Origin of the sequence: Rhodococcus sp. IEGM 1305, assembly GCF_030058635.1 — a bacterium.
GTDB lineage: Bacteria > Actinomycetota > Actinomycetes > Mycobacteriales > Mycobacteriaceae > Rhodococcus_F > Rhodococcus_F opacus_D.
The window spans coordinates 39,044-54,362 of record NZ_JASHKX010000042.1 but is presented as its reverse complement, the minus strand read 5'-3'; the positions used below and the strand labels follow the sequence as shown (position 1 = coordinate 54,362).

General features: G+C 68.1%; 18 protein-coding genes and 1 pseudogene. 9 read left to right on the top strand and 10 right to left on the bottom strand.

Going from position 1 to position 15,319, the window contains the following annotated elements; genetic code table 11:
- Positions 1 to 182 (bottom strand): class II fructose-bisphosphate aldolase (locus QM693_RS32535; RefSeq protein WP_283354393.1); only part of this gene is annotated, 182 nt, incomplete at its 3' end.
- 204 nt (positions 183 to 386) lie between these two features.
- Here QM693_RS32535 and QM693_RS32530 point away from each other — a divergent pair.
- Together QM693_RS32530 and QM693_RS32525 are read left to right on the top strand one after the other, a co-directional pair.
- Positions 387 to 1,115, top strand: coding sequence for a VTT domain-containing protein (locus QM693_RS32530; protein ID WP_283354392.1), 729 nt, complete (start codon positions 387 to 389; stop codon positions 1,113 to 1,115).
- A 24-nt stretch (positions 1,116 to 1,139) separates the two neighbouring features.
- The gene (locus tag QM693_RS32525) at positions 1,140 to 1,805 is read left to right on the top strand and encodes a DedA family protein (protein ID WP_005260048.1); all 666 of its coding nucleotides are present in this window, start codon (positions 1,140 to 1,142) and stop codon (positions 1,803 to 1,805) included.
- Here the strand turns inward: QM693_RS32525 and QM693_RS32520 are convergent.
- The 5 genes and pseudogenes from QM693_RS32520 to QM693_RS32500 all read right to left on the bottom strand — a co-directional run.
- A pseudogene (locus tag QM693_RS32520) lies at positions 1,802 to 2,456 on the bottom strand (GTP-binding protein); the annotation flags it as partial. The gene QM693_RS32525 and the pseudogene QM693_RS32520 overlap by 4 nt on opposite strands.
- Positions 2,457 to 2,544: 88 nt before the next feature.
- Complete coding sequence (locus tag QM693_RS32515; protein ID WP_283354391.1) at positions 2,545 to 3,900, bottom strand: LLM class flavin-dependent oxidoreductase; 1,356 nt, start codon at positions 3,898 to 3,900, stop codon at positions 2,545 to 2,547.
- A 68-nt stretch (positions 3,901 to 3,968) separates the two neighbouring features.
- Complete coding sequence (locus QM693_RS32510) at positions 3,969 to 5,087, bottom strand: glycoside hydrolase family 76 protein (RefSeq protein ID WP_280784150.1); 1,119 nt, start codon at positions 5,085 to 5,087, stop codon at positions 3,969 to 3,971.
- A 34-nt stretch (positions 5,088 to 5,121) separates the two neighbouring features.
- A complete protein-coding gene (locus QM693_RS32505) occupies positions 5,122 to 5,808 on the bottom strand; it encodes a TrmH family RNA methyltransferase (RefSeq protein WP_283331588.1) in 687 nt (228 codons plus the stop codon).
- Between the two features lie 4 nt (positions 5,809 to 5,812).
- Positions 5,813 to 6,412, bottom strand: coding sequence for a hypothetical protein (locus tag QM693_RS32500; RefSeq protein WP_280784152.1), 600 nt, complete (start codon positions 6,410 to 6,412; stop codon positions 5,813 to 5,815).
- A 114-nt stretch (positions 6,413 to 6,526) separates the two neighbouring features.
- Between QM693_RS32500 and QM693_RS32495 the strand changes: the two genes are divergently transcribed.
- Positions 6,527 to 6,973 (top strand): hypothetical protein, encoded by a 447-nt coding sequence (locus QM693_RS32495; protein WP_283331589.1) that lies wholly within the window; start codon positions 6,527 to 6,529, stop codon positions 6,971 to 6,973.
- Here the strand turns inward: QM693_RS32495 and QM693_RS32490 are convergent.
- Positions 6,957 to 7,685, bottom strand: coding sequence for a lysoplasmalogenase (locus QM693_RS32490; RefSeq protein ID WP_283354390.1), 729 nt, complete (start codon positions 7,683 to 7,685; stop codon positions 6,957 to 6,959). The genes QM693_RS32495 and QM693_RS32490 overlap by 17 nt on opposite strands.
- Positions 7,686 to 7,787: 102 nt before the next feature.
- Here QM693_RS32490 and QM693_RS32485 point away from each other — a divergent pair, with 102 nt between their 5' ends.
- A complete protein-coding gene (locus tag QM693_RS32485) occupies positions 7,788 to 8,429 on the top strand; it encodes a ScbR family autoregulator-binding transcription factor (protein WP_280784155.1) in 642 nt (213 codons plus the stop codon).
- A 5-nt stretch (positions 8,430 to 8,434) separates the two neighbouring features.
- Here the strand turns inward: QM693_RS32485 and QM693_RS32480 are convergent, their stop codons facing one another.
- Positions 8,435 to 8,728: a hypothetical protein gene (locus QM693_RS32480; RefSeq protein ID WP_283354389.1), complete on the bottom strand. Its 294-nt coding sequence runs from the start codon at positions 8,726 to 8,728 to the stop codon at positions 8,435 to 8,437.
- Between the two features lie 245 nt (positions 8,729 to 8,973).
- Here QM693_RS32480 and QM693_RS32475 point away from each other — a divergent pair, with 245 nt between their 5' ends.
- On the top strand, positions 8,974 to 10,242 hold the full coding sequence (locus tag QM693_RS32475) for a benzoate/H(+) symporter BenE family transporter (protein ID WP_280784157.1): 1,269 nt from the start codon (positions 8,974 to 8,976) through the stop codon (positions 10,240 to 10,242).
- Between the two features lie 4 nt (positions 10,243 to 10,246).
- Here QM693_RS32475 and QM693_RS32470 read toward each other — a convergent pair whose 3' ends face one another.
- Positions 10,247 to 10,744 (bottom strand): DnaJ family domain-containing protein, encoded by a 498-nt coding sequence (locus QM693_RS32470; RefSeq protein ID WP_283354388.1) that lies wholly within the window; start codon positions 10,742 to 10,744, stop codon positions 10,247 to 10,249.
- Between the two features lie 131 nt (positions 10,745 to 10,875).
- Between QM693_RS32470 and QM693_RS32465 the strand changes: the two genes are divergently transcribed.
- The 4 genes from QM693_RS32465 to QM693_RS32450 all read left to right on the top strand — a co-directional run bounded on the left by QM693_RS32465 (position 10,876) and on the right by QM693_RS32450 (position 14,712).
- Entirely contained in the window at positions 10,876 to 12,423 is a 1,548-nt protein-coding gene (locus QM693_RS32465) for a flavin-containing monooxygenase (protein WP_283354387.1), read from the top strand.
- Positions 12,420 to 12,875, top strand: coding sequence for an SRPBCC family protein (locus tag QM693_RS32460; protein ID WP_283354386.1), 456 nt, complete (start codon positions 12,420 to 12,422; stop codon positions 12,873 to 12,875). The genes QM693_RS32465 and QM693_RS32460 overlap by 4 nt, the downstream gene beginning before the upstream one ends.
- Before the next feature lie 93 nt (positions 12,876 to 12,968).
- Positions 12,969 to 13,409 carry a MarR family winged helix-turn-helix transcriptional regulator gene (locus QM693_RS32455; protein WP_283354385.1) on the top strand — a complete coding sequence of 147 codons (441 nt, stop codon included), beginning with the start codon at positions 12,969 to 12,971 and terminating at the stop codon, positions 13,407 to 13,409.
- Positions 13,410 to 13,443: 34 nt separating this feature from the next.
- Positions 13,444 to 14,712 carry an MFS transporter gene (locus QM693_RS32450; protein ID WP_283354384.1) on the top strand — a complete coding sequence of 423 codons (1,269 nt, stop codon included), beginning with the start codon at positions 13,444 to 13,446 and terminating at the stop codon, positions 14,710 to 14,712.
- A 57-nt stretch (positions 14,713 to 14,769) separates the two neighbouring features.
- Here QM693_RS32450 and pyrE read toward each other — a convergent pair whose 3' ends face one another.
- Positions 14,770 to 15,300 (bottom strand): orotate phosphoribosyltransferase, encoded by a 531-nt coding sequence (pyrE, locus tag QM693_RS32445; RefSeq protein ID WP_005238397.1) that lies wholly within the window; start codon positions 15,298 to 15,300, stop codon positions 14,770 to 14,772.
- Positions 15,301 to 15,319 lie beyond the last annotated feature (19 nt).

The following is a 15,319-nucleotide window of genomic DNA, read 5'->3' as shown; positions in this document are numbered from 1 at the left end:
GAACCGAACTCGGCGCCACCGGTCGAGAACTGGATGATGCCGTCACTGCCGGCGTCCGCGAAGCCCTTGATGGCGGCGTTGATGGTTTCGGAAGAAGTGCAGTTGATGGCGGGGAAGGCAAAGGAGTGCTCCTTGGCCCGACCAAGCATCTCGGCGTAGACCTCGGGAGTCGCGATTGGCACGGCGGCAGTCCTCCATTAAGAGTCGATTTCGGCGCGCGCGATCAGCGCAGCGCGCGATGTGGTCCTAGCAGTATGGCAATACCGGTAGCGTACGTCTCCCGGTGGCTGTCGCGGCACCCCGTTTCGGCAGGTCCACGACCCGGCCGAAACTCCATGACCTGCAGTATTCCGTCAGTCGGGGAATACGCCGGTACGCTGAGGGCCGTGATTGTGCAGGCAGCATCGGATTCCGTGACCAACCTCGCGTTGTTGCCGGGATTCCTCGACCCGGTGAACCTCCTCAACTCCTTCGGCACGTGGGTGCTCGTCGGACTTCTCCTGGTCGTCTTCATCGAGTCGGGATTGCTGTTCCCCCTGCTCCCCGGCGACTCGCTTCTCTTCACCGCGGGACTCATCGCGGCGTCGAAAGGGGAGATCGAACCGTTCGCCCCCATCTGGGCGCTACTAGTTCTGATCCCCATCGCCGCGATCCTCGGCGACCAGGTGGGCTTCTTCATCGGCAGCAAGGGCGGCACCGCCCTGTTCAAGCACGACGACGCGCGGTTCTTCAAGAAGAAGTACATCGACGAGTCGCACGCCTTCTTCGAGAAGCACGGCCCGATCACCATCATCCTGGCCCGCTTCGTTCCGATCGTGCGCACGTTCGCGCCGGTCGTCGCGGGTGCGTCACGGATGAAGTACTCGCTGTTCCTGACGTACAACATCGTGGGCGGCATCCTGTGGGGCGCCGGCGTCACGCTGCTCGGCTATTTCTTGGGGCAGATCGAGTTCATCCGCGACAACGTCGACATCATCTTCCTGCTGATCGTCTTCGTGTCCGTCCTGCCGATCATCCTCGAGGTGGGCAAGCGCGTCGTGAAGTCGCGGCAGAGCGCGGGCGCAACGACCGAGGACGCACAGCCGGTCACCACACCCACCGATCCGACCTCCTGAAACCGATCGAGTAGCGCACTGACGATGGTCACCACGGCAGCAGGCACCTTCGGGCCTCTCGTCTCGGCCGGCCCAGCGCTGGTCTGGATCGTCGTCCTCGCGTTCGTGTTCATCGAGTGCGCGGTGATCCTGGGCTTGTTCCTGCCCGGCGACTCGATGCTGATCACCGCCGGAATCGTGTTGGCCAACCATGCGTCGGGCGCCGGCCACGTGTGGGCGTTGTCGGTCGGCGCGATGATCGCCGCGATCTGCGGAAATCAGGTGGGTTATGTCATCGGTCACCGCACCGGCAACCGCATCCTGGCCCGCAAGGGCGGGAAGTACCTCAACTACACCAACCTGCACAAGGTCAACGTCCTGCTGGAGAAGCACGGCTTCTGGGCGGTCCTCATCGCCCGCTGGATTCCGTGGGTCCGCACCCTGTGCCCGCTGGTCGCCGGTGCGGCCAAGATGAACCACACCAAGTACACGATCGCCAGCACCATCGGCGCCATCTTTTGGGCACCCGTCCTGCTGCTCATCGGCTTCTACTTCGGCTCTTTCCTGGACCGGGTGTCGTGGCTGATGCCGGCCGTGCTCGCCGGGATGGTCGCGCTGCTGGTGATCGGCACCGTGCTCGGGGTGTGGCACTACCGGCAGGAGATGGCGCGGCCGCCCGAAGAAGTGGCCGTCGAAGAAGTTCTGGACTAGTGCCGATGCACCGCGTCCCACGCGGGCAGCGGGTCGTCGAACCGAACCCGGGCCGCCGGCCCTGACGCCAGTTCGTCGTCGGTGAGCAGCGCCGGGTCCAGGATGTGCCGCGGGCCGTCGGGGTCGAGGCGGACACCGATGAACACGATCTCCTGCCCCGGTGTCTCGTGCGCGGACGCCCACAGCTGGGCCGGCTCGATCACGAGGTTCGGACCGGCCCGCGACCAGACGGCGGCGAGGTCCGGGCGGCTCGCGGCCCAGCCGGGCAGCTCGGCCGCGACCTCCGAGTTGTACAGGCCGGTCCCGAGAACCTCACCGGGATCCACGACGCCGCGCGTGTTGCGCAGCAGTGTCGCGGTGGGGTTGAGCCTGCGCACGGTGGCCTCGCTCACCGAGGAACGTCGACGCATCCACCACCGTCACCATCGTGTCGAGGGCGGCCACCGAACCGAGACTGAACCTGTCCTCGAACTCCCAGTCGAACGTGGCGGCGACGGGCATCGGTTCGGAGATGCCGGTCGATTCGATGACGAGATGGTCGAACCGGCCCTCCTTCGCCAGCCGCGCGACGGCCTCGACGAGGTCTTCCCGCAGGGTGCAGCAGATGCAGCCGTTGGTGAGCTCGACGAGTTTCTCCTGCGTCCGGTCCATCCGCAGCCGCGGGCTCCCGATGTCACACCCGTCCACTCGAACGGATACGGATGCGACACCGGGCGCGAGCGGACGCCGGCGGCCGCGCCTACAGCGCGACGGCGCCGGACGCGTCGGCGTACTGGCTCTCGGGGCGGGGCAGACCGAAGTGGTCGCGCAGTGTGGCGCCCGAGTACTCGGTGCGGAAGAGCCCGCGCTCCTGCAGGATCGGGACCACCTTCTCCGCGAACACCTCGAGACCGCCGGGGTAGTACGGCGGCATGACGTTGAAACCGTCCGCCGCGCCCTGCGTGAACCATTCCTCGATGGTGTCGGCCACCTGCACCGGCGTCCCGACGACCACCCGGTGCCCGCGCGCACCGGCGAGACGGTGCAGCAATCCGCGCAGGGTCGGACTCTCCCGCTCGACGATCCCGGCGATCACCTGCAGGCGACTCTGCTGGTTGTCCGTGACGTCGCCGGCGTCCCCGAACAGTCCGGCGGGCACGGGGGCGTCGAGTTCGAGGTGGCGCACGCTCGAACCCGTGAGGCCCTCGAGCTGGGCGAGCCCGTACTCGGGCGACGTGAGTTCGTTGAACTCCCGCTCCAGGTCGCGGGCCTCGGCCTCGGTGTCGCCGAGGAACGGGCTGATGCCGGGCAGGATCTTCACGTGATCGGGGTTGCGACCGTACTGCGTCGCGCGCTGCTTGACGTCCGCGTAGAACGCCTGCCCGTCGGACAGCCGCTGGTGCGCGGTGAAGATGGCCTCGGCGTACTGGCCCGCGAATGCGCGGCCCTCGTTGGACGCACCCGCCTGCACCAGCACGGGGTGTCCCTGCGGGGAGCGTGGCGCGTTGAACGGTCCCCGCACCCGCAGGTGGCGCCCCACGTAGTTGATCTCGTGGATCTTCGCCGGGTCCGCGTAGATGCCTGCGGCCTTGTCGATCAGGATGGCGTCGTCTTCCCAGCTGTCCCACAGTTTGACGGTCGCGTCGACGAACTCCCGCGCCCGCGCATAGCGGTCGGCGTGATCGGGGTGGCCGGCGAGCCCGAAGTTGGCGGCCGCCAGGTCGGTTCCGGTGGTCACGATGTTCCAGCCGGCCCGGCCGCGGGAGATGTGGTCGAGGGACGCGAACAGCCGCGCCAGATTGTAGGGCTCGAAGTACGTCGTGGACGCGGTCGCGATCAGGCCGATCCGTTCGGTGGCGGTCGCGATGGCGGTCAGCAGCGTGATGGGTTCGAGCGCTCCGGCGGCGCCGTGCTCGACGTCGCTGCGCAGGGCAGGGCCGTCGGCGAAGAAGATCGCGTCCAGCTTCGCCGCCTCCGCGGTCCGCGCGATGTCCTGGAAGTAGGAGACGTCGTACAGCCGCTCGGGTGTCGTGAGCGGGTGGCGCCACGCCGACTCGTGGTGCCCGGCCGGGTAGATGAACGCGTTGAGACTCAGCTGCCGCTGTTGATCTGACATAACGAACTGTTTAGCAGCGCCGAATCGGGGGCGACACGGTTAATTTTCGCGTGATTCGAACCGTCGCTCTAGCGGCGTGGATACCCTGCCGCGGAAACCATGTGCGCGGCCTCCATCAGCATCCAGCCGCCGAGCTGGACGGACATGTCGCGTTCCGGAACCCCGGACGACCGCACGGTGCCCCCGGTGAACGTGGCGATTCCCCCGCCCAGCCCCGGCAGCTGCGCCTGCTTGGTCCAATCGTGGCCGAACAGCGGCTGCCCCTCGATCTGCAGCCGGTTCTCCCAGGCCGATTCCGCGGAGCTCAGCACGAGCTGGGCGGCGATCTCCCGTGCCCTGATGTCGGCGGGCGACTCCCACGGCAGCATCACCGCGGTCAGCGCCAGATACCGCGCGAGGATCCCGTTGAACAGGCCACCGTCTCCCCCACCGCCGCCGTTTATGACGCCGCGGGGTGCGAGGTGCTCGTCGATGGCGTCGACCAGCCGGTGAGTCCTGTTGCGGTGCCGCGGCGAACCGAGGCGCACGGCGAGTTCGGTTTCGAGGCCGAGAACGACGCCCTGACAATACGAGTAGACGTTCCTTTCGATTTCACCACCCGGGTGGATGCCGTCGACGATCAGGTTGGTGTGCACGTCCCGCAGCGTGTCGTCGATCCAGTCGGCCGTGGCCTGGGCGCGCCACAGCTTTCCGGTGCGGGCCAGCATGATCCCGGCGGGCCCGTTGGCCGGTGCGTTGTAGAAGTCAGAGCCCTTCCGCCACGGGATGCCGCCCCCGGCCTCGGGCGCCCAGGCGTCGAACAACTGGGATTCGAGCGCCTGCACCGCACTTCTGTTGTCTATGAAGTGCATTCGCTGGGCACGCTCGAGGGCGATGCCCAGCCAGGCCATGTCGTCGTAATAGTTGTTGGTCCAGCCCGACAGGTTCCGCAAACGATGGCTACGCGCCAATTTCACGATGCGCCGACGACGGCGCGGCGTGGGGTCCCGTTCGAGCGCGTCCACGGCGCAGTCGAGCAGGTGGGCCTGCCACCAGTAGTGCCAGCTGAGGAACAACCGCTCGCGCCGCACCGCCGGCCAGGCGACGACGCCCAGCGTGGTGCCCGGAAGCGCCCACAGCCGGCGAAGGTGCCTGCTCACCACCGCTTCTTCAGCGGCGTCCGCGCGCGCCGACCACGAGTCCTGCATGAGAGTTGATCTTGCCTATTCGCCGGGGGTTCCGCTACCAGGCACGGTCGAGGTCGGCGTGCTGACGCACCCACGCATGCATGGCGATTCCTGCGGCGACGCCCGCGTTGATGCTGCGGGTGGAACCGAACTGGGCGATCGACACCGTCATCGCCGCAACCTCTTTCGCCTGGTCCGTGACTCCCGGCCCCTCCTGGCCGAACAGGAGCACGCAGTCGCGGGGCAGTCTCGCCGTCTCGAGCGGGACGGACCCGGGCGTGTTGTCGACGGCCACGATGGTGAGACCCCGCTCACGTGCGAACTCGACGAGGCCGTCGACGTCCGAGTGATGGAGGACGTGCTGGTACCGATCGGTGACCATGGCCCCGCGCCGGTTCCAGCGGCGACGTCCCACGATGTGGACCGCGGCGGCGGCGAACGCGTTGGCGGTGCGCACCACCGTCCCGATGTTCGCGTCGTGGCCGAAATTCTCGATGGCCACGTGCAGCGGGTGGCGGCGGCTGTCGATGTCCGCGACGATCGCTTCCCGCGTCCAGTACCGGTAGGCGTCGACCACGTTGCGGCGATCGCCGCCGGCCAGCAGTTCGGGGTCGTAACGCGGGTCGGCGGGGACCGGGGTGTCGTGCTCCTCGGTCCACGGGCCCACGCCGTTCGGGTTGTCCCCCCATTCGGTGGGCCCCGCCTCGGCGACTTCGACCTGGCCGGTCTCGACTCCGCTCACGATGTCAGAACGTCTCGTTCGAATCGGGGGCGACGGTGAACCCGTGCGACGTCTCGTCGTTGGTGCACGTGACGGCCGTGGCCGTGGTGCTGCACGTGTAGCCGAGCTTGGTCAGTTTCGCCCCGGCGGGCAGGGCCGCGTCCGGTTCGTCGCCGCCCGACGTGTAGACGAGGCCACCGGCGCACATGAACGACGCCTCGCCGTCGTTCTCGACGCGGATCCCGTGACCCCAGTCGACCATGCAGTCGGCCGGGCGCGGCGGCACCGGGCTCGTCGACCCCTGACATCCGGCCTCGGTGCGGTTCGGCAGCTTGATGATGCCGCACTGGAACCCGCCGTCCGGGGACGTGAAGAAGTACGACTCGTTGTGCTCGTAGGGGACGTCGACGAGCGTCGTGGTCGGCGCCTCCGTCGTCGTGGGCGGCGGCGCAACGGTCGTGGTGGTGGTCGTCGGCGGAACCGTGGTCGTGGTGGTGGTCACAGGAGCCGCGACAGTCGTCGTGGACGGCGGCGGTGCCACCGCGTCCGAGGACCCACCACACCCTGCGAGCATCATGGCCGAGCCAATGCTCAGACACACCAACGACACCCGACGCCACGCCATACGGCCACCTCCACACACGCTTACCTGCTGCCGACACTGCACTCTAACGGCAGTGCGGCGGTGGGGCCGCCTCGGCGACGCCGGGACGGGCTAACCTGGAGGTGGAGGCAATCGATGAATCATCAGCGCATCGTGCGGACGGTCTGCTTCGTCACGGTCGGCTACGTCATCGTCCTCGCCGTCTGGCTGGGATGGTTGATCGAGCACACCCCTCCCGCCACCATCCCGTACCAGATCATGGGATTGGTCGCCGCCTTCGGTTCGGCGCTGGGATTCGGGATGATGGCGGCCGAACGGCCCAGCCGCGCCGACCGCCTACTCGAACGACACGGGCTCGAAGGCTGGGCCCGGATCGAGCACGTCACTCCGCTTCGCCGCACCCCCGACAACGGCGAACTCACCGAATTGGATCTGCGGCTGACCGTGCCCGGTTCCGAGAGTTACGCCGGACGCGTCGTCTACGAGGTGCGGCGGGAGAATGCGACACGCTTCGTGCCCGGCGAGACGATCACCATTCTCGTGGACCCGAAGGACCGGGACCACATCATGCTCTGCCCGTGACCCGGCGACGCCCGAGCACGAGCATCCCCTCGACGAGCAGCAATTGGGCCGCAGCGTAGCTGGCGAGGATCACACCTTCCGCCGCAGCCCTCCCCCGCTCACCCCGGATGAACAAGCGCCGCACCACGATCAGACCGTCGGAGGCGGTGAACAGCATCCCGCCCGCGCCGAGCCAGCTACGACGGTCGGTTCCCGGCACGGCTACATTCGCGACGATGTCCGCGCCGGGCGCGAGGGACGGATCGGCCGACAGGGTCGACGTGGTGCCGAGCAGCGACCCGTACGCGGTCAGCGGCACGGCGACCTCCTTCGCCCGCCCGCGGAGCAGCGCCGCCGCGCCTGCCCAGCCGGCGAACCGGGGAAGCAGTGCGGGCGCGGTGGGCCGGGCGCCTCGGCGCAGCAACAACGCGGAATAGCCGACCTGCATGGCGGCGAACGAGGACGCGCCGCGCACCAGGCGGGCGTCGTCGTCGGGATCGATCATGAAGACGTCGCCCACGGTCGCGGCCGTGAGACCGGCGAGGAGGAGCGCGACGTCGGCGGGGTCCGTGTCGGCGCGCCGCCGCAGCACGCGGGCGGCGAGCGCGGGCGCGATCAGTGGTTTCGCGACCTGCTGCCACCGTTCACGGCCGGTGACGGCCCCGACGACGGTGGCCAGTGTCGCACCGGCGAACACCGCGTGCTCGACACCCCAGTTGTTCTTCGACTTCACGTCTTCCTCCCACACTCGCGGACGTGCCGAGGTTACCGGCCCGAAGAGTGGTTGACTTGAGAGTGGACGCGACGGACAATCCGCGATTGTGAGGCACAGGTGATGGCAAAACAGGCGCGCGCGGCAGCCACCCGCCATCAGGTACTCGAGGGCGCGGCACTGAGCTTCGAGAAGCTCGGGTACGGCGGCGCGAGCCTGAGCGGGATCCTCTCCTACGCCGACGTGACGAAGGGCGCCTTGTACTTTCATTTCGAGTCCAAGGAAGCACTCGCCTGGGCCGTGATCAAGGAACAGCACGCCATGGCGATGCTGGCGGCGCAGCGAGTGCTCGCGACGGCGCAGTCACCGATGGAGGCGATCCTGTTGTGCGCCAAGGAGATGGCGCGCCAGCTGCTGACCGAGCCCATCGTGCGCGCGGGGGTGCGACTCACCCTGGAACTCGGTACGTCCCGCGGCCCGGCCACCGATCCCTACATCGACTGGACCGACACCCTCGTCGCGCTCGCGGGCAAGGCGCGGGAGGCGGGAGAACTGCGCGGGACCGTCGACCCTGCCGCACTGGCCCGGTTCCTGGTCAGCTCGTTCACCGGTATGCAGTTGGTGTCCGAGGCACTGACCGGACGTTCCGACCTGTACGAGCGGTTGGCCGACATGTGGGCGCTGCTCCTGCCCTCGATCGCGTCGCCGGACATGTTGCCCCGCCTGCTCGAACTCGCGGCACTGCGCGACGACGTCGCGTCCTGACGGGCTCAGACCCCGCCGGGTGTGGGCGCGGGAGTGTCCGGCGCCGGATGCGGCAGATCGAGCGGTTGCGTCTGCGTCGGCACCGTCTGGACGACGGCGATCCGGGCGCCGTCCGGGATGGCGTCGACCGAGCAGATCGTTCCGAAGATGCCGAGCCCGCCGAACAACGCCAACAGTCCGTAGGCCAGGATCGTCGACGTCCGTTCGACGGCGGAACGCGGTTCGCGTTCCGCTGTCACCGTGGTGCGCCGCACGTACACGGCGCGTCGCTGTCGGGGAATTCGGGTGAGTTCAGCCATGTGGCCCTTCTTCGCATGGTTCGTCGGTGCGGGTGGTGTCGGGTCGACGCTTTCGAGTCTGTCGTGATGCCGCCCTTGTGTCGTTCACCCCAGGGATGGAAAGCGCCCCACCCAGGGTTCGGCGGCCCGGCGTGGGGCCCCGGGACGCGGGTGGTTATGATCCAGACCACACTCAGCATGTACGCACTGCGGATGACATGACCGCTCTGCGTACATCGCGAGTTTCGCCCGAGCAGGAAGGCCTCATGACGACCACCGAGGAACCGACTCGCAGCGACGACGTGCAGACCCGTCCCCCTCGCTTCGAGCGACCGCCGTGGCCGCCCGCGGGCCCGCGCCGCCTGCTCGGCGACCTCGGCGCCACCTACGCCGCCAACGGGTTGATCGGGCTGATCTTCTCCGCGACGGGTCCCGTGGCCGTGATCCTGGCCGCCGGCTCCGCGGGCGGACTGTCGCCCCAGCAGATGGCGTCGTGGATCTCCGGCGTCTTCTTCCTCAACGGCATCCTGACCGCCCTCGCCAGCTGGCTGTACCGTCAGCCGCTCGCGTTCTTCTGGACGATTCCCGGCACGATCATCGTCGGCGGCTCGCTCACCCACCTGTCGTGGCCGGAAGTGCTCGGCGCGTTTCTGGTGACCGGGCTCCTGATCCTCGCCCTCGGACTGACCGGGCGGGTGCGTCAGGTCATGGCGATGCTCCCCATGCCGATCGTCATGGCCATGGTGGCCGGCGTCTTCCTGAAGTTCGGCACCGACCTGGTCCGTGCCGTGGGAACCGATGCGGCCGTGGCCGTTCCGATGGTCGTCGCCTTCGTCGCCCTGGCATCGCGCGCCGCGCTCGGCCGGTGGATGCCACCGATCCTCGGCGCACTGCTCGTCGGGGCAGCCGCGGTGGCGGTCACGGGCCGCTTCCACCCGACCGGCTCGGGTACACCGTGGATCGCGGCGCCGATGTTCCAGGCTCCGCAGTTCACCTGGCAGGCGATCACCGAACTGGTCGTGCCGCTGGCGATCACGGTCATCGTCGTGCAGAACGGTCAGGGCGCGGCCGTGTTGACGTCCGCCGGCCACAAGCCGCCGATGAACGTCGGCACCGTCCTGTGCGGGGTCTGGTCCCTCGCCACCTCCGCCGTCGGAGCCGTCTCGACATGCCTGACGGGTCCGACCAACGCCCTGCTGGTGGCGTCCGGGCAGCGCACCAGGCAGTACACGGCGGCCGTCGCATGCGGGCTGCTCGCCATGGTCGTCGGCCTGTTCGCGCCGCTGTTCGTGCAGCTGATGCTGGCCACCCCGGTCGCGTTCGTCGCGACGCTCGGCGGGCTCGCGATGCTCCGGGCGCTGCAGGGTTCGTTCGTCGCCGCGTTCAGCTCCCGGCACACGCTCGGCGCGCTCGTGACCTTCCTCGTGACCGTGTCGAACATGCAGTTCCTCAACATCGGGGCCGCGTTCTGGGGGCTGATCGCCGGACTGCTCGTGTCCCGGGTGATGGAATCGGGTGATTTCCGGAAGGAGTGATCCGTCACCGTCTCCGCCGCCACCACCGCGTGCCCGTTCGGGGCGGATCCGGCTCGGGTTCCGGCGACGCCGTCACCTTCGGCTTCCGCGCCGGCCGGTTCTGCTGGCGCCAGGTCGCGACGACCTCGTCCGCGTCGACCGGACCGACCGGGATCCGTGGGCCGGAGGGGGCCCGCAACCAGGCGACGATCTGCAGGTTGATCTGGGCCACCACGTCCCGCACCGCCCGCTCGGACGGCAGACCGCGGATCGTGTCGGGCAACCGCTCGATCTCCTTCCGCAGCTGCAGCGGTGTGGGAAGCAGCGAATCGGCGGGCAGATTCTCGCGCCGGAGGTAGTTCTTCACCCACCACAGTTCGTCGTCGACATCGCCCGCCGGAATCGGTTTACCCGAGCCGGGGAGATCGTCGAAGTCGCCGCGCTCCTGAGCCAGCCGGATCTGTTTGTCGATCCAGCTCTCGAAGCTCACCCCGGGAGGTTTGCGCTCGGTCACGGAGGACATTCTTCCAGGACCCGTCCACCCGCGGTTGCCGACGGCACTTGCCAAGGCACATACTTCCTTTTACTGTGACACGGCGTCTCAGTTAACTGGACCGGCGTTGACGGTTCCGCATCCACCCCAAGGAAGAAGCCATGACAGCGACAACCACTCAGCACGCCGCCGCACCCGACGGCAGCGGAGACGAGCGGCACCTGCGCGTCGTCGTGGTCGGCGCCGGACTGTCCGGGATCGCCGCCGCGGTCAAGCTCGAACGCGCCGGCATCACGGACTTCGTCGTCCTGGAGAAGACCGATCGCGTCGGGGGCGTGTGGCGGGAGAACACGTACCCCGGGTGCGGTGTCGACATCCCCGCCCCCGTGTACTCGTTCTCCTTCCACCCCAATCCGCGGTGGCGCAGCAACTTCGCCCTGCAACCGGAACTGCTGGCCTACATCGAGGACACCGTCGACACGTTCGGTCTGCAGTCCAGGATCTCGATGCAGACCGAAGTTCGCGAAGCCGCATGGTCCGACGAGCGCCGACGCTGGATCCTCGACACCAGCCGCGGCACGATCGTCGCCCAGCACGTGATCTTCGCGGCGGGCCCCATCACCGAACCGAGCACTCCCGCCGTACCTGGAATCGACGGCTTCGACGGCGACATCTTCCACTCCGCCCGCTGGAACCACGACGTCGACCTCACCGGGAAGAGGGTCGCCGTCGTGGGCACCGGCGCGTCCGCCGTGCAGTTCATCCCGGAGATCCAGCCGGCTGTCGAGGAGTTGTACGTCTTCCAGCGCACCCCGGCCTGGGTGGTGCCGCGCCTGGACTTTCCGTTCCCCCGCATCGCCCAGCGGGTGTTCGCGCGGGTGCCCGCGGTGCAGCGCGCGTTCCGGCGACTCCTCGACGTCATCCTGCGGACGCTTACTTCGGTGATGCGCCGCGAACGTACCGCCCGGCTCCTCAACCCCATCGGTACCCGCTGGCTGGCCAGACAGGTACCGGACCCGGCACTTCGCGCGGCCCTGACACCGAACTTCACGCTCGGGTGCAAACGCCTCCTGCTGTCCAACACGTATCTTCCGGCGCTGACGAAAAGCAACGTCGAGCTGATTCCGCACGCCCTCGCCCAGGTCGACGGACGCGTGGCGGTCGGAGCCGACGGCACCCGCCGCGAGGTCGACGTCATCATCTTCGGCACCGGCTTCGACGTGAGCCATCCACCGATCGCGAGCCGGATCCGCGGCCGGGACGGAACGCTGCTGTCGGAGAAGTGGTCGAAGAGCCCCGAGGCCTACCTGGCCACCACGACGCCCGGCGCACCGAACGCGTACATCATGCTGGGCCCGAACATCTTGGTGTACAACTCGTTTCTCGGACTGGCCGAGACCCAGCTCGAATACGTGATCGACGGACTCACCAAGGCGGAGCGGCAGGGCATCGAAGTGCTCGAGGTGCGCGATCAGCCGTTCCGCCGGTTCAACGACGCCGTGCAGAAGGGTCTGGAGCCCACCGTCTTCAACAACGGCGGTTGCAGTAGCTACTACCTCGACGCCGACGGCAGGAACTTCGCCGCATGGCCCTGGTCCACCGGGTCCCTGCGCCGTCGCCTCGCCCGGTTCGACCTCGAGAACTACACCATCCGGCCGTACCGGACAGAGCAGCCCCCCGCCCTCCACCCGTCAGGAAAGTCACGATGATCGAGATCCATCACACTGCCGTCGCCGTCGCACCGGTCGCGGCCACGTTCGACTACGTGGACGACTACCGCCACGTCCCGTCCTGGATGTTCGGGATCACGAAATTCGATCCGATCGGCGACCAGGATCGGGGCCTCGGCGCGGTCTACGACGCCGCGATGAAGGTCGGCCCCAAGACCCTCGACTCCGTGATGAAGGTCACCGGGTGGGAACGCAATTCGGTGATCGAGCTGGAATCGATCGACGGCCTGTACACCCAGTCGCGGTGGCAGTTCGAGGCAATCGGCGAGACCGAGACCCGCCTGACGGTCGACTTCCGCTACGACCTGCCCGGTGGACTCGCGGGTAAGGCGCTCGGCAAGATCATCGAGCCGTTCGTTGCGCAGGCGATCCGCCACACCGACGCCACCCTGCGGCGTCAGGTCGAGCAGGGCGCGAAGCACTCGTCCTGAGCTACACGGCCCGCACCCACTGAGGGGCGGATGCGGGCCGTGTAGCTCTTCATCGGGTTTACATAGTTAGTTAGCCTATGTAATGTGTTTGGCATGGACGACGACACACGGCTGCAGAGCCTGCTCGTCGACCTGGTCACGAATTCTCACCGATTCACCAGGCTCGCGAGCTCCTTCGGATCCGAGGCTCACCCCCGGCCGTGGACACGTGCCCTCGCCCTGCTCGACGACCAGGGCGAGATTCGGATCAGCGAGTTCGCCCGCATCGACCGATGCTCGCAACCGTCCGCCACCGCCCTCCTGCAGAAGCTGGCCGATCGCGGATACGTCGCCCGCCGACCCGATCCAGAGGACGCCCGGGCAGTCCGGGTGTCCATCACGGGCCTGGGCCGCGAATGGCTGACCGTGGCCCGCAACGAGATCGCGGGTGCACTCGCCCCGCACTTCGCGGACCTCGAACCCGAGCAACTCGAACGACTGACGCAGGGCCTGTCGGAACTGCGGTCGATCGTCACATCGTCGGCGCGCGCCTGACCACCCATCCACACCCCGACATACATCGAAGGAGGTGGCCGTGAGCACCACGACCGCAACCGTCACGAACAGCACATCCAGCGAGGCTCCACCGAGCCTCCTCCACCAGCCGAAGTCGGTGTGGGCCGTCGCCTTCGCCAGCGTCATCGCGTTCATGGGCATCGGACTCGTCGACCCGATCCTCAAGCCGATCGGCGAACAACTCGACGCGACGCCGTCCCAGGTGTCGCTGCTGTTCACCAGCTACATGCTGGTCACCGGCGTCGCGATGCTCATCACCGGCGTCGTGTCGAGCCGGATCGGCGCCAAGAGGACCCTTCTCACCGGACTCGCCGTCATCGTCGTGTTCGCGGCGCTGGCAGGCAGCTCCGGCACCATCGGGCAGATCGTCGGCTTCCGCGCCGGCTGGGGACTGGGCAACGCCCTGTTCATCGCCACCGCGCTCGCCGCCATCGTCGGCGCGGCCAGCGGCGGCGTCGCGCGGGCCATCATCCTCTACGAGGCAGCGCTGGGCATCGGCATCGCCGTCGGCCCGCTGGTCGGTGGCGTCCTCGGCAACATCAGCTGGCGCGCACCGTTCTTCGGCGTCGCAGCCCTGATGGCCGTCGCGTTCATCCTCATCGTCGTGATGCTGCCGTCCGCGCCCAAGCCGGAGCACCGCACGTCGATCGCCGCGCCGTTCCTCGCCCTGCGCCACCGCGGCCTGCTCACCGTCGCGATCACCGCGCTGCTCTACAACTACGGCTTCTTCACACTGCTCGCGTACACACCGTTCCCGCTCGACATGGGCACGTACTCGATCGGATTCATCTTCTTCGGGTGGGGCCTCGCACTGGCCGTCGCGTCGGTGTTCCTCGCCCCGCGGCTACAGCGTCGCTTCGGCACGCTGCCGATGATGATGCTGGCCCTCGCACTGTTCGCCCTCGACCTCGCCATGATGGCCGCATTCACCGACAACAAGACCGTGCTCGTCGTCGGTGTCGTGCTCGCCGGGCTGTTCCTCGGTGTCAACAACACGCTCATCACCGAGACCGTGATGATCTCCGCACCCGTCGAGCGGTCGACGGCGTCCGCGGCGTACAGCTTCGTTCGCTTCGTCGGCGGCGCCGCAGCACCGTGGGTCGCGGGCAAGCTCGGTGAGAGCAACATCCACATGCCGTTCTGGGTCGGCGCCGTGTGCACCGCCGCCGCGATCATCGTGCTCACGACCGGACGCAAGGTCCTCGCCCACGTCGACGAGCACGATCCCGAACCGCACAGCGTCGAGGAAGCACTGGCCGTCACGGTCGCCGACGCCGACTGACCACCCCATGTGAGTGGCGAAGTGTGCCGGGGCACACTTCGCCACTCACATGTGCGGTCAGAGGTTCAGGTCGGGGAGGCCGAGGAGCGAACGGTACTCGAGACCCTCGGCCGCGATCACCTCGTCGGCACCGGTCGCGCGGTCGACGACGGTCGCGACACCGACGACGATCGCCCCGACGTCGCGCAACGCCTTCACCGCGGTGAGCGGAGAGTTGCCCGTGGTCGTGGTGTCCTCGACAACGAGGACACGCTTGCCGACGACGTCCGGCCCCTCGATCTGCCGCTGCATGCCGTGCGCCTTCGCGGCCTTGCGCACCACGAACGAATCGATCGGCCTGCCCGGGGCGTGCATCACGGCCATCGCCACCGGGTCGGCGCCCATCGTCAGTCCGCCGACGGCGTCGAAATCCCAGTCCGCCACCAGTTCACGCAGCAGCTTCCCGATCAGCGGGCCAGCCTCGTGATGCAGCGTGGCGCGGCGAAGGTCCACGTAGTAGTCGGCTTCCTTGCCCGAAGACAACGTCACCTTGCCGTGCACAACAGCCAGCTCACGCACCAACGCGGCCAGATCCTCGCGATCACTCATGCCCGAAACCCTACCCACC

Coding starts and splice junctions, on each gene's coding strand:
- pyrE (WP_005238397.1), bottom strand. CDS start 15,300: ATGAGTGATCGCGAGGATCTGGCCGCGTTGGTGCGTGAGCTGGCTGTT.
- QM693_RS32485 (WP_280784155.1), top strand. CDS start 7,788: ATGGCAAAACAGGCGCGCGCGGCAGCCACCCGCCATCAGGTACTCGAG.
- QM693_RS32455 (WP_283354385.1), top strand. CDS start 12,969: ATGGACGACGACACACGGCTGCAGAGCCTGCTCGTCGACCTGGTCACG.
- QM693_RS32510 (WP_280784150.1), bottom strand. CDS start 5,087: ATGCAGGACTCGTGGTCGGCGCGCGCGGACGCCGCTGAAGAAGCGGTG.
- QM693_RS32515 (WP_283354391.1), bottom strand. CDS start 3,900: ATGTCAGATCAACAGCGGCAGCTGAGTCTCAACGCGTTCATCTACCCG.
- QM693_RS32470 (WP_283354388.1), bottom strand. CDS start 10,744: ATGTCCTCCGTGACCGAGCGCAAACCTCCCGGGGTGAGCTTCGAGAGC.
- QM693_RS32495 (WP_283331589.1), top strand. CDS start 6,527: ATGAATCATCAGCGCATCGTGCGGACGGTCTGCTTCGTCACGGTCGGC.
- QM693_RS32460 (WP_283354386.1), top strand. CDS start 12,420: ATGATCGAGATCCATCACACTGCCGTCGCCGTCGCACCGGTCGCGGCC.
- QM693_RS32500 (WP_280784152.1), bottom strand. CDS start 6,412: ATGGCGTGGCGTCGGGTGTCGTTGGTGTGTCTGAGCATTGGCTCGGCC.
- QM693_RS32475 (WP_280784157.1), top strand. CDS start 8,974: ATGACGACCACCGAGGAACCGACTCGCAGCGACGACGTGCAGACCCGT.
- QM693_RS32525 (WP_005260048.1), top strand. CDS start 1,140: ATGGTCACCACGGCAGCAGGCACCTTCGGGCCTCTCGTCTCGGCCGGC.
- QM693_RS32480 (WP_283354389.1), bottom strand. CDS start 8,728: ATGGCTGAACTCACCCGAATTCCCCGACAGCGACGCGCCGTGTACGTG.
- QM693_RS32465 (WP_283354387.1), top strand. CDS start 10,876: ATGACAGCGACAACCACTCAGCACGCCGCCGCACCCGACGGCAGCGGA.